The organism is Pseudomonas sp. GYB4201 (assembly GCF_056312595.1).
In genome coordinates, this window is record NZ_JBWGIG010000012.1 from 156110 (window position 1) to 169244 (window position 13135).

General features: G+C 64.2%; 11 protein-coding genes. 2 read left to right on the top strand and 9 right to left on the bottom strand.

All coding sequences use genetic code 11. The features are described from left to right. The first annotated feature begins 5 nt into the window (after positions 1 to 5). Together ahpC and ahpF are read left to right on the top strand one after the other, a co-directional pair. A complete protein-coding gene (gene ahpC / locus AC0Z2B_RS14100; RefSeq protein ID WP_027977611.1) occupies positions 6 to 569 on the top strand; it encodes an alkyl hydroperoxide reductase subunit C in 564 nt (187 codons plus the stop codon). Between the two features lie 116 nt (positions 570 to 685). Next, positions 686 to 2248, top strand: coding sequence for an alkyl hydroperoxide reductase subunit F (gene ahpF, locus AC0Z2B_RS14105; protein ID WP_476297386.1), 1563 nt, complete (start codon positions 686 to 688; stop codon positions 2246 to 2248). A gap of 780 nt (positions 2249 to 3028) precedes the next feature. Here the strand turns inward: ahpF and gloA are convergent. The 9 genes from gloA to AC0Z2B_RS14150 form a co-directional block, all read right to left on the bottom strand. Continuing rightward, complete coding sequence (gene gloA / locus AC0Z2B_RS14110) at positions 3029 to 3547, bottom strand: lactoylglutathione lyase (protein WP_416424776.1); 519 nt, start codon at positions 3545 to 3547, stop codon at positions 3029 to 3031. 258 nt (positions 3548 to 3805) lie between these two features. Next, a complete protein-coding gene (locus AC0Z2B_RS14115) occupies positions 3806 to 4171 on the bottom strand; it encodes a histone-like nucleoid-structuring protein, MvaT/MvaU family (RefSeq protein ID WP_416424775.1) in 366 nt (121 codons plus the stop codon). A 404-nt stretch (positions 4172 to 4575) separates the two neighbouring features. Beyond that, on the bottom strand, positions 4576 to 5514 hold the full coding sequence (locus AC0Z2B_RS14120) for a carbohydrate kinase family protein (protein ID WP_476297389.1): 939 nt from the start codon (positions 5512 to 5514) through the stop codon (positions 4576 to 4578). A 17-nt stretch (positions 5515 to 5531) separates the two neighbouring features. Continuing rightward, positions 5532 to 6998 carry a xylulokinase gene (gene xylB, locus AC0Z2B_RS14125; protein ID WP_476297390.1) on the bottom strand — a complete coding sequence of 489 codons (1467 nt, stop codon included), beginning with the start codon at positions 6996 to 6998 and terminating at the stop codon, positions 5532 to 5534. Positions 6999 to 7002: 4 nt separating this feature from the next. Continuing rightward, on the bottom strand, positions 7003 to 8484 hold the full coding sequence (locus AC0Z2B_RS14130) for a mannitol dehydrogenase family protein (protein ID WP_476297391.1): 1482 nt from the start codon (positions 8482 to 8484) through the stop codon (positions 7003 to 7005). A gap of 15 nt (positions 8485 to 8499) precedes the next feature. Beyond that, a complete protein-coding gene (locus AC0Z2B_RS14135) occupies positions 8500 to 9603 on the bottom strand; it encodes an ABC transporter ATP-binding protein (protein WP_416424771.1) in 1104 nt (367 codons plus the stop codon). A gap of 118 nt (positions 9604 to 9721) precedes the next feature. Further along, positions 9722 to 10558, bottom strand: coding sequence for a carbohydrate ABC transporter permease (locus AC0Z2B_RS14140; protein WP_416424770.1), 837 nt, complete (start codon positions 10556 to 10558; stop codon positions 9722 to 9724). A gap of 10 nt (positions 10559 to 10568) precedes the next feature. Further along, positions 10569 to 11495 carry a carbohydrate ABC transporter permease gene (locus tag AC0Z2B_RS14145; RefSeq protein WP_476297393.1) on the bottom strand — a complete coding sequence of 309 codons (927 nt, stop codon included), beginning with the start codon at positions 11493 to 11495 and terminating at the stop codon, positions 10569 to 10571. Between the two features lie 69 nt (positions 11496 to 11564). After that, positions 11565 to 12884, bottom strand: coding sequence for an extracellular solute-binding protein (locus AC0Z2B_RS14150; RefSeq protein WP_473002634.1), 1320 nt, complete (start codon positions 12882 to 12884; stop codon positions 11565 to 11567). Positions 12885 to 13135: the final 251 nt, after the last annotated feature.

Here is a 13135-nt window from a genome sequence, read left to right on the forward strand (position 1 = left end):
TACTGATGCCGATCATCAACAGCCAAGTCAAACCTTTCAAAGCCCAGGCTTACCACGGCGGCAAGTTCGTAGAAGTCACCGAAGCCGATCTGAAAGGCAAATGGTCTGTCGTGTTCTTCTACCCAGCCGACTTCACCTTCGTCTGCCCAACCGAACTGGGCGACCTGGCTGACAACTACGCTCAATTCAAAGACCTGGGCGTCGAGATCTACGGCGTGTCGACCGACACCCACTTCACCCACAAAGCCTGGCACGACACCTCGGAAACCATCGCCAAGATCCAGTACCCACTGATCGGCGACCCGACCCACGTCATCTCGCGCAACTTCGACGTGCTGATCGAAGAAGCCGGTATCGCTGACCGTGGCACCTTCGTGATCAACCCAGAAGGCCAGATCAAGATCGTCGAGCTGAACGACGGCGGCGTTGGCCGTGACGCTTCCGAGCTGCTGCGCAAGGTCAAGGCTGCCCAGTACGTCGCTGCCCACCCAGGCGAAGTCTGCCCAGCCAAGTGGAAAGAAGGCGAAGCCACCCTGGCTCCATCGCTGGACCTGGTCGGCAAGATCTAAGACCTCATGACGATGATGAGTGGCGTCATCGCGTAACACCATCATCGCCCTGAAAGCGCCCGGGCGAATTCGCCCGGGCGTTGTTTTTTATACCGTATTGAAAAGGAATCGCCCGCATGTTGGACGCCAATCTTAAAGCCCAGTTGAAGTCGTACCTGGAACGGGTCACCCAACCGATCGAGATCGTCGCGTCCCTTGATGACGGCGCGAAATCCCAGGAATTGCTCAACCTGCTGCGTGACATCCAGGCCCTGTCGGACAAGATCACGCTGCTGGACAACGGCAACGATGCGCGCAAGCCGTCGTTCTCGATCAACCGCCCTGGCGCGGATATCAGCCTGCGTTTCGCTGGTATCCCCATGGGTCACGAATTCACCTCGTTGGTGCTGGCCCTGCTGCAAGTGGGCGGCCACCCTTCGAAAGCGAGCGCCGATGTGATCGAACAGATCGCCGGGCTCAAGGGTGAATTCAACTTTGAAACCTACTTCTCGCTGTCGTGCCAGAACTGCCCGGACGTGGTCCAGGCCCTGAACCTGATGGCCGTGCTCAACCCCAACGTGCGCCACGTGGCCATCGACGGCGCGCTGTTCCAGGCCGAAGTCGATGCCCGCCAGGTGATGGCGGTGCCCAGCCTGTACCTCAACGGCGAAGTGTTCGGCCAGGGCCGCATGGGCCTGGAAGAAATCCTCGCCAAGATCGACACCAGCGCCGGCGACAAGGCGGCCGAGAAGCTCAACGCCAAGGACGCCTTCGACGTGCTGGTCGTGGGCGGTGGCCCGGCCGGTTCCGCAGCGGCCATCTACGCCGCGCGCAAGGGCATCCGCACTGGCGTCGCTGCCGAGCGCTTTGGCGGCCAGGTGCTGGACACCATGGCCATCGAGAACTTCATCTCGGTGCAGCACACCGAAGGCCCGAAACTGGCCGTGGCCCTGGAAGAGCACGTCAAGGAATACGACGTGGACATCATGAACCTGCAACGCGCCGAAGCGCTGATTCCGGGCAAGGACGGCCAACTGCATGAAGTGCGCTTCGCCAGCGGCGCGAGCCTCAAGGCCAAGACCGTGATCCTGGCCACCGGCGCGCGCTGGCGCGAAATGAACGTGCCCGGCGAGCAAGAGTACCGCAACCGCGGCGTGGCCTACTGCCCACACTGCGACGGTCCGCTGTTCAAGGGCAAGCGCGTGGCGGTGATCGGTGGCGGCAACTCCGGAGTTGAGGCGGCCATCGACCTGGCGGGCATCGTTGCCCACGTGACCCTGCTGGAGTACGACGGCCAGCTGCGCGCCGACGCCGTGCTGCAACGCAAGCTGCACAGCCTGCCTAACGTCACCGTGATCACCAGCGCCTTGACCAGCGAAGTGACCGGCGATGGCCAGAAGGTCAATGGCCTGCGCTACAAGGATCGCCAGACCAGCGAGACCCACACCGTGGAGCTGGAAGGTATCTTCGTGCAGATCGGCCTGTTGCCCAACACCGATTGGCTCAAGGGCACCATCGAGCTGTCGCCGCGTGGTGAGATCATGGTGGATGCGCGTGGGGAGACTGACCTGCCGGGTATCTTTGCGGCGGGGGACGTGACTACCGTGCCGTTCAAGCAGATCGTGATTGCGTTGGGTGAGGGGGCCAAGGCGTCGTTGGCGGCGTTTGATCACCTGATTCGGACTTCTGCGCCGGCCTGATTTTTCTGGCCGAAAAAAAAGCCCGCTGGCCGTAAGGTCTGCGGGCTTTTTAATCCCCGCAGAACTCGAAAACGCCGCGAACTGCGTTTGATCTTGATCCCGTGAGGCCTTTGATCTTGATTGTGTGCCCCGTAAAGCGCCAGGGCCGACTGGAGGCGTTGGCCGAGCGGTCCACGGCGTAGCCGGGGAAGACGGAACCGGAGGCGCTTCTATTCCGGGCCGTCGGCCGCTTGGGCGACGCCGGAGGGAGGGGACCCGCAGCGAAGCGTAGGGACCAAGCAGGGGCAAGCCTTTTTTGGTTACTTTTTGAGGCGTTTGTCAAAAAGTGACCCGGCGTAAGGCCGGAAAGGTGATACTGCATCACCCTTGGTAATGGATGTGTTCACGATATGTGGATCCCGCTTTTGAGGGTTTCGAACATATCCATTTTCGTGGCGCGACCACCGACCGTTTCGCCCTTACGGCGACTCACTTTTTTTCAAACGCCAAAAAAAGTAAGCAAAAAACGCTTGCCCCTGCTTGGGCCCTCCGCTGCGCTACGGGTCCCCTCCTTCCGGCGCCGCTCAACGGGCAGACGGCACCCGCTATAGAAGCCTGCGGGTTACCGTCTCTTCGGCCTGCGGCCTCGGCCCTTCGGGCAGCCCGTTGAGCGACGCCTCCAGTCGGCCCTGGCGCTTTACGGGGCATACAATCAAGATCAAAAGCCAGATCAAGATCAAGATCAAGATCACAAGCAGATCAAACGCAGATCAAACGCGCCTGCGCCGCGCTTGGCAGGGCTTAGAAGTTCGGCTGGATGATCTCGACCCAGTATGCATCGGGGTCCTTGATGAACGCGATGTTCTTCATGCGCCCATCGGTCAGGCGCTTCTGGAAGTCCACGCCCAGCGCTTCAAAGCGCTCGCAGGCCGCCTGAATGTCAGGCACCGACACGCAGATGTGACCAAACCCACGTGGGTCGGTGTTGCCGTTGTGGTAGGCGAAGTCGGCGTCGTTTTCGGTGCCGTGGTTGTGGGTCAGTTCCAGGATGCCAGGCATCGACTTCATCCAGGTGTGGCGCTGGGCGTCGTCGGCAGGGATCTGGGCCTTGTCCACCAGGGCCAGGAAGTACAGGCTGAATTCGGCTTCCGGGAAGTCGCGCTTTTCCACCAGGCTGAAGCCCAGCACGCGGGTGTAGAAGTCCAGCGACTTCTCGATGTTCTTCACGCGCAGCATGGTGTGGTTGAAGACGAAGTTGCGGGTGGCGGCATCCGGTTCGGCGGTAACGCCAGGGAAGGTGTTCAAGTCGTGCAGGCTCATGGGAACTCCAGAACAAGGAATATGAATAACGACGCCACAACCCGGTTGTGCCGCCGTGGGGAGATAAGAGTTCTTGTAAGACCTGCCATGATACGCAACTGTCGCGCCCAGGCCAAATGCCAGGTGGGGAAATAGCAAATCGCAGGCAATAAGAAGCCCGCCGAAGCGGGCATTGGGGCGCTAGTCCATTAGCAGATTCCATCGTGGAAGATCCGCTGTGAAAATCCTGTGAAAAAAAATGCGCCGCCTCACCTTTCGTCAGCCGCGCAGCCAGCCTTCCACCGTGTCACGCCCGTACTGCAATTTCCAGGCCTTGAGGCCACGGTGGTTGCCGCCCTTGGTCTCGATCAGCTCGCCGGTATGAGGGTTCTCGTAGACCTTGACCGCGCGAGGCCGGCGATGGGCGCGCACGTGCTGGAACGGCAGGCGCGGCTCGTTGCGGGTGGGGTCGAGAATGGCGATGACGTCACGCAGCCCCTTGCCGTACTCGAGCATCAACTCCTGCAACTTGTGCTCGAATTCAATCTCCTTTTTCAGGCCTGCATCGTTCTTCAGGGTTTCCAGCTGGGCTAGCTGGGCCTGAAGGGCTCTTTCGGCGGCGCGGAACTCGGCGAGTCTGGACACTTTTTTATTCTCCAATCATCTATTTGAACCACTCGGGCGCCACTGGCGTTGCCACGCTGCCCGGGGGGTTAACTTGCACTATCAGGAAATTGATAAGTCGCTGGCTCTGCGGAAACAGAGAATAGTGGCAGGCAGTGCCGCTGTAAATGGCCTGGTTCAATGTTTTGTGCGAATAGCGATTTGTTTTAGTGAGGTGCGGAAGAGCGCGCAGGGTTCATTTCGGTGCAAATGTAGGATGTCAAGTTTTGAAGTTTCCGATAACTTTGTAAGAACTTTCCTAAGGTCTTCGGAAAGTTCGCAAGAAGGTGTTAATCAATAAGTACAAGTTTGTAACAGTCGGGCGGGCAAAGCCCTTTGAATACGGGGGTTGCCCGGGGGACGAGAGCCCCCGGGGCGTGGGCAGGTCAGGGCAGCTGGCGGCGATAGGGCAAGTCTGGCCCAACCTTGGCGCAGGTCAGCGCCGCAGCCTGGGTGGCGAACTGCAGGATGGCGTGTAATTGTTCGCGGCTGAGTTGGGCAAGGCCCTGGGGCGAGTCCAGCTGGTGTTCGGCCAGCCAGGCCAGCAGGGCCGCCTGGAAGGTGTCGCCGGCGCCCACCGTGTCAGCCATGGCCACGTTTTGCGCTGGCACGCTCAATTCGCCGTGCTGGCGGCTGTAGAGGCTGGCGCCGTCGGCGCCGCGAGTGACGAACACCAGTTGGCAGCGTTCGTTGAGCCATTGGGCGGCAATCTCGTCGGGTGCCTGGTCCGGATACAGCAGCGCCAGGTCCTCGGCGCTGACCTTGATCAGGTGCGCCAGGCTGGCAAATTCGCCGATACGTCGCCGCCACAGGCCGATGTCGGGTGCCGGGTTGAGGCGCACGTTGGGGTCCAGGCTGATCAGGCGCTGGTCGTGCTCGCGCCGGGCCAGGGCCAGCAGGGTGCTGCCCACCGGCTCCACCACCAGCGAGAACGAGCCGAAGTGCAGGCCATGCACGCTGTCATCCAGGGCGGGCAGGTGCGCCAGGGTCAGCAGCCGGTCGGCGCAGCCCTGGCCGCGGAAGCTGTACTGCGGCGTGCCGTCACTGCCCACGGCGACCATGGCCAGGGTGGTGGGCGCGTCAAAGTCGTGCAGGTAGCCGTCGGCCACGCCTTCGCCGGCCAGCACCGTGCGCAGTCGTTGCCCCAGGAAGTCCTGGGATACCCCCGCCAGCAGCGCCGCTGGCACGCCCAGGCGTGCCAGGCCCACCGCCACGTTGAACGGCGAGCCACCGGCCACCGCCTCGTAGCCCAGGCGCGCGGCCTGGCCGAAACGGTCCGGCTCGCAGAAGAAATCGAACAGCGCTTCGCCACATACCAGATACATGATGCCTCCCTATGAATTCACAGCGCTTCGAGGCGCTGACGATAGTGCCGGTACACCTGCTCGTAGGCCTGCACGTTGGCGGCAATGGGCTGCGCGCCCTGGGCAGGGTCCAGTTGCACGCAGCGCTGGCACAGGCCGGCCAGCTCGCCAGCGCCGTTGCACCAGGCGGCCTGGATGGCTGCACCCAGGGCGGCGGCCTCGGTGTGCCGGGGGCAGGTGACCTCGGTGTTCATGATGTCGGCCACCATCTGCCGCCACACCGCGCTGCGCGCGCCGCCGCCGATCAGGCGGATACTGTGGCTGGCCAGACCCCCTGCGCGCAATAGGTCCAGGCCATAGCGCAGGCCGAAGGTGGTGCCTTCCACCGCCGCGCGGCACAGGTTGGCGGCGTTCAGGTTGGCCGCGGTCAGGCCCTGCAGGCTGCCGGTGGCCAGGGGCAGGGCGGGCACGCGCTCGCCGTTGAGGAAGGGCAGCATCAGCACGCCGTCGGCGCCGATGGGGGCCATCTCGACCTGGCGGTTGAACGCCTCGATGCTCAGGGCGAACAGCTCGCGCACGGCGCTGGTGACGTTGGTCAGGTTCATGGTGCAGATCAGCGGCAGCCAGCCACCGCTTGAGGAGCAGAAGGTCGCCACCTCGGGCTCAGGGCTCACCGTGGGCTCGGCGCTGTAGGCGTAGACCGTGCCCGACGAACCCAGGCTCATGGTCACCACACCCGGCTGGATGTTGCCGGTGCCCAGGGCGCCCATCATGTTGTCGCCGCCGCCACTGGCCACCCGCACCTGGGGGCTCAGGCCCAGGCGCCGCGCCACCTCGGGCAGCAGCGTGCCGACGCTGTCGCGCGGGCCGATCAGTTCTGGCAGCGCCTGCTGCAGGCGGCCGTCGGGGTCGATGTCGCGCAGCAGTTGCAGGTCCCACTGGCGGTTGCGCACGTCGAAATAGCCGGTGCCGGAGGCGTCGCCGTATTCGGCGCAGGCGCGGCCGGTGAGCCAGAAGTTCAAATAGTCATGGGGCAGCAGGATGCGCGCGATGCGGCGGAACACCTCGGGGTGTTCCTCACGGGTCCACAGCAGCTTGGACACGGTGTAGCCGGGGGCGATGGCCACGCCCAGGCGGTCGAGCGAGCCCTGGGGGCCGCCCAGGTGGTCGAGCAGGCGCTGGTTCTGCACGGTGGATTCGGTGTCGCACCACAGCTTGGCCGGGCGCAGTACCTGGCCGCTGGCGTCCAGCAGCACCAGGCCATGCTGTTGCCCGGACACGCCCAGGCCGCGCACCTGCTGGCCGTCGACGCCGGCCTCGGCCAGGGCCTGGGCCACCGCCGTGCACAGGGCGTCCACCCATTGAGCCGGGTCCTGCTCGCGGCGGCCGTTGGCGCCACTGATCATGTCGTGGTGCGCGCTGCCCTGGCCCAGCACCTGGCCGCTGGCCGGGTCCAGCAACAGCGCCTTGGTGCCTTGGGTGCCGCAGTCGATGCCCAGGTACATAGGCTTACTCCTCGTAGCTGAGCAGGCGTTCCAGGGTCTTGTCGACCCCCAGTTGGCGCAGGTGCTTGAGCTGGTTTTCGAAGGCCGCGACGAAGGCCGCGGACTGCGGGATGGCCTTGCCGAAAATCTCCTCCACGCCCAGCAGGCGCTGGGTCAGCATTACGTCGTCGGCCACCAGCGCCTGGCAGAACTCGGCGCGCGGGTCGGGAATCTTGAAGTGCGTGCCGTTTTCATCCACGCCCTTGAGGTACAGGGCCCAGGCGGCTACCACCAGGGCGGCGCGGTCCAGCCCGGCGCCGGCCTCGATGAGCTTGTTAATCGTGGGCACGGTGAACTTGGGGAACTTCGACGAGCCGTCCGAGCACACCCGCTCCAGCTGGTCGGCGATGGCCTGGTTGCTGAAACGCTCGATCAGCGTGTCCTTGTAGCCCTCCAGGTCGATGCCGGGCACCGAGGCCAGTTGCGGGGTCACGTCGCGGTCCATGTAGGCGCGGATGTAGCGTACGAACAGCGGGTCGTTCATGGTCTCGTGGACGAAGCGGTAACCTTTCAGGAAGCCCAGGTAGGTCAGCGCCAGGTGGCTGCCGTTGAGCAGCTTGATCTTCATTTCCTCGTAGGGGGTGACGTCGTCGGTGAACTGCACGCCGACCTTTTCCCAGGCTGGCCGGCCGTTGCCGAACTTGTCTTCCAGCACCCACTGCACGAAGGGCTCGCACACCACCGGCCAGGCGTCGTCGACACCGTGCTGCTCCAGCAGCTGGCGCTTGTGGGCGGCGCTGGTCATGGGCGTGATGCGGTCGACCATGGCGTTGGGGAAACTCACGTGGCGGTCGATCCAGTCACGCAGGGCCGGCTCGCGCAGGTCGGCGAAGGCCAGCAGGGTCTTGCGCGCCACGGCGCCGTTGTGCGGCAGGTTATCGCAGGACATTACCGTGAAGGCCGGGGTGCCGGTGTCGCGGCGCCGGGCCAGGGCCGCGCAGAGGAAACCGAACACCGTACGGGGCGCGTCGGGGTGGGCCAGGTCGTGCTGTATGGCCGGCAGGTGGGCCATGAACTCGCCGGTGCTGTCGTCGATGCAGTAGCCGCCTTCGGTGATGGTCAGCGAGACGATGCGAATGGCCGGGTCGGCCAGCTTGTCGATCAGCGCCTGGGGGCTGTCTTCGCCCAGCAGCATGCCGCTGATGGCGGCGATCACCCGCACTTCGTGGCCAGTGCCGTCGCCCAGTTCCACCAGGGTGTAGAGCGAGTCCTGGGCCTTGAGCGCGTCGTGCATGGCGCGGTCGTCGCTGCGCAGCCCGGCGCCGCAGATGGCCCAGTCCAGGCCTTCGCCGGTGTTCATCAGGGCGTCGGTGTAGAACGCCTGGTGGGCGCGGTGGAAACCGCCTACGCCGATGTGGACGATGCCCTGGCGGGTGTCGGCCTGGGCGTAGGCGGGGCGCTGGATGTGCGCGGCCAGTTTGTCGAGGTTGTCGCGGGTCAGTTTCATCGGTACGGGTCCTCGTCAGGCCGCGGCCAGCAGCGGCTTGGCCACGGCGATGCCCTGGGCATCGAACAGGTGGCAATGGGTGGGGTTGAGGTACAGGTTCAGGCGCTCGCCGTACTGGCTGGCCAGGTCGCCGCGAATGCGCAGGGTCAGTGGCTCGCCGGAGTCGGTGACCACGTGGCAGAAGGTGTCGCTGCCCAGCCGCTCGCCGACGTCGGCCGTCACCGCCAGGCCGGGCTGGCCGGGCTGCGCCAGTTCCAGGTGTTCAGGGCGGATGCCCAGGGTCACCTCGCTGCCGACGCTGAGGCTGGCGCTGCTGCGTGGCAGGCTGATACGCGTCCCGGCGGCCAGCTCCACTTCGCAGCCCTGGCTGTCGACCCGGCTGACGCGGCCCTTGAGGAAGCCCATTTTCGGCGTGCCGAGGAAGCCAGCCACGAACAGGTTGGCCGGGTGGTGGTACAGCTCCAGCGGCGAGCCCACCTGCTCGATGCGCCCGGCGCTGAGCACCACCACCTTGTCGGCCAGGGTCATGGCCTCCACCTGGTCGTGGGTGACGTAGATCATGGTGGCCTGCAGCTCCTTGTGCAGCCGCGCCAGTTCCAGGCGCATCTGCACCCGTAGGGCGGCGTCGAGGTTGGACAGCGGTTCGTCGAACAGGAAGATCCGCGGGTTGCGCACGATGGCCCGGCCGATGGCCACGCGCTGGCGCTGGCCGCCCGACAGCTGCTTGGGCTTGCGCTCCAGCAGCGGCGCCAGTTCGAGGATGCGCGCAGCCTCGTCGACCTTGCGCTGCACCTCGGCCTTGTCGGCGCCGGCCAGGTCCAGGGCGAACGACATGTTCTTGCGTACGCTCATGTGCGGGTACAGGGCGTAGGTCTGGAACACCATGGCCAGGTCGCGCTTGGCCGGGCTGACCTGGGTGATGTCGCGGCCGTCCAGCTCGATGGTGCCGCTGGTGACCTCTTCAAGGCCGGCAATCAGGCGCAGCAGCGTGGACTTGCCGCAGCCCGAGGGGCCGACGAACACCACGAATTCCTTGTCGTTCACCTGCAGGTCGATGCCCTTGATGATGGACAGGCCCTCGAAGCCCTTTTGCAGGTTTTTTATTTTCAATGTGGCCATGACATTACTCCGAACATAAGGTGTAGCCGCTGCCGCAGGCTGCGCTGGCCCTTGCAGACACATGGGGATTTGAGGGTGTATTTGAGGGCCAGCGCAGCCTGGCGGCAGCGGCTACGGGTCATTTGACGGCACCGAAGGAAAGGCCGCGCACCAGCTGCTTCTGGCTGATCCAGCCAAAAATCAGGATCGGCGCACACGCAAGCGTCGACACCGCCGACAACTTGGCCCAGAACAACCCCTCGGGGCTGGAGTACGAGGCAATCAGCGCAGTCAGGGGCGCCGCATTGGAACTGGTGAGGTTCAACGACCAGAACGCCTCGTTCCAGCACAAAATCAACGACAGCAGCAGCGTCGAGGCCAGGCCGCCCTTGCTGATGGGCAGCAGCACCCGCACCATTTCCTGCAGCAGCGTGGCGCCATCCAGCCGGGCCGCTTCGAGGATGTCGCGGGGAATATCCTTGAAGTAGGTGTACACCATCCACACCACGATCGGCAGGTTGATCAGGGTGTAGATCACGATCAGCACCAGCTTGCTGTCCAGCAGGCCGAAACCCTTGGCCAGCAGGTAGATGGGCATCAGCACGCCCACCGGCGGCAGCATCTTGGTGGACAGCATCCACAGCAGCGTCTGCTTGGTGCGCTTGGTCTCGTAGAAGGCCATGGAGTAGGCCGCCGGCACCGCGATCAGCATGCACAACAGGGTGGCGCTGAAGGAAATCAGCACCGAGTTCCCGGCGAAGTGGAAGTAGTCGCTGCGCTCCTGGATGTGAATGTAGTTCTCCAGCGTCGGCGTGAAGATGAACTGCGGCGGCGTGGCAAAGGCGTCGATCTCGGTCTTGAAGCTGGTCAGCACCATCCAGAAGATGGGGAAGAACAGCAGCAGGGCGATGGCCCAGGCCAGCAGGCCCAGCAGCACGCTTTGCAGGCGCCGGTGTTGCTTGAGTGTGAGGGTCATGGCGCGGGCCTCAAGGCTGGTCGGTGAGGTTTTTGCCGATCATCCGCACCAGGATGATGGCGGCGATGTTGGCGATCACCACGGCGATCAGGCCACCGGCCGAAGCCATGCCCACGTCGAACTGCACCAGGGCCTGGTTGTAGATCAGGTAGGCCAGGTTGGTGGAGGCAAAGCCCGGCCCGCCGTTGGTGGTGGTGAAGATCTCGGCGAACACCGACAGCAGGAAGATGGTCTCGATCATCACCACCACCGCAATCGGCCGGGCCAGGTGCGGCAGGGTCAGGTGCCAGAAGATCGCCACCGGCCCGGCACCGTCCAGGCGCGCGGCCTCTTTCTGCTCCTGGTCCAGGGACTGCATGGCAGTCATCAGCAGCAGGATGGCGAACGGCAGCCACTGCCAGCTGACAATGATGATGATCGACAGCAGCGGGTAATTGGCCAGCCAGTCGATTGGCTGCGCGCCGAAGTACCGCCACAGGTCGGCGAGGATGCCCGACACCGGGTGGAAGATCAGGTTCTTGAACACCAGCGCGCCCACCGTGGGCATGATGAAAAACGGCGAGATCAGCAGCACGCGCACGATGCCGCGGCCGAAAAACTCGCTGGCCTCCAGCAGCGCGGCAATCAGCACGCCCAGCACCACGCTGATCAGCAGCACGCTGCCCACCAGCAACAGGGTGTTGGTCATGCCGGGGATAAAGCCCTCGTCGGTGAAGAAGAACTGGAAGTTGCCCAGGCCGGTGAAGGTCTTGTCGCCGCCGTCCAGCAGGTTGTAGCGCATCAGCGAGAAGTAGACGGTCATGGCCAGCGGCACGATCATCCACAACAGCAGCAGCGCTACCGAAGGGGTGACCAGGAACCAGCCGGGGTTGTTCAGGCGGCGCTTGCCCAGGTCTTGATGGGCCTGGGACGGCGCCTTGGCAGTGGACGTGCTCATGATAGGTACCTTGAAAGGCTGGCCAGCCCCGGGGCAGGGCTGGCCATCGCAGGCCGGTGGCTGGGGGCGCTACTTGGGATAGCCCGCGCGCTTCATTTCACGCTCGGTGGTCGACTGTGCGTCGGCCAGGGCTTTCTCCACCGTGCTGGTGCCCACCAGTGCGCCGGCGAACAGCTTGCCCACCTGAGTGCCGATGCCCTGGAATTCAGGGATGGTCACCAGCTGGATGCCCACGTAGGGCACGGGCTTGGCCGACGGGCTTTTCGGGTCCACGGTCTTCAGCGATTCCAGGGTGATCTTCGCGAACGGCGCAGCCTTCATGTAGGCATCGCTGTAGGTGGAGGCGCGGGTGCCTGGCGGCACGTTGCTGATGCCGTCCTTGTCGGCCACAAGCTTGGCGTAGGCCTGGGAGGTGGCCCACTGGGTGAAGGTGCTGGCGGCGTCCTTGGCCTTGGAGCTGGTGGGAATGGCCAGCGCCCAGGAATACAGCCAGGCCGAGCCCTTGTCGGTTTTCTCGTGCGGTGCGTAGGTGAAGCCGACGTTGTCGGCGACCTTGCTCTGGCTCTTGTCGGTGACGAACGAGCCGGCCACGGTGGCGTCGACCCACATGGCGCACTTGCCGCTGTTGAACAGCGCCAGGTTCTCGTTGAAGCCGTTGCTGGAGGCGCCGGGCGGCCCGTATTTCTTCATGGTGTCGACGTAGAAGGTCAGCGCGCCGGTCCATTCCGGGCCGGTGAATTCAGGCTGCCATTTCTCGTCGAACCAGCGCCCGCCCCAACTGTTGGCCAGGGTGGTGATCAGCGCCATGTTCTCGCCCCAGCCGGCCTTGCCGCGCAGGCAGATGCCGTACTGGCCCTGGTCGGGCTTGTTGAGCTTGGCGGCGAACTCGCCCATCTGCGTCCAGGTGGGGTGCTCGGGCATGGTCAGCCCGGCGGCCTTGAACAGGTCGGTGCGGTAGTAGGTCATCGAGCTTTCGGCGTAGAAGGGCAGGGCGTACAGCGTGCCCTTCACCGAGAGGCCGTCGCGCACCGAGGGGAACACGTCGTCCAGGTTGTAGTCGGCGGGCAGGTCCTTCATCGGTTCCAGCCAGCCCTTGGCGCCCCACAGTGCCGCTTCGTACATGCCAATGGTCAGCACGTCGAACTGGCCACCCTGGGTGGCGATGTCAGTGGTCAGGCGTTGACGCAGCACGTTTTCTTCCAGCACCACCCATTTGAGCTTGATGTCGGGGTGCTGTTCCTCGAAGGTTTTCGACAGCCGCTGCATGCGGATCATGTCGCTGTTGTTGACGGTGGCGATGGTCAGCGTCTGGTCGGCGTGGGCCGTGACGCAGAGCCCCAGCAGGGCGGCGAGGCTGGCGCGGGCAAGCAGGATTCTGGGCGTCGACATTACACACTCCTCTTCGGTGCCCGGTGGGCACGAAGCCTGGTTATTGTTGTTGTGTCTTCCTGAAGCGTGGGAAGCAGCTGGGATTGATTACAGACCCAAAATGGGTTGGTTACAAATCCTTGGAGGCAGTGGCGTCTGTACTATTTTGCACTTGGCGCAAGGTTTGTTGGGTTCTTGAGATCGAGCGCCGCCCGCGCGGCGCATCGCGACCAAGGTCGGCTCCTACGTCTGTTTTGGGCCAGTTTTGTCTG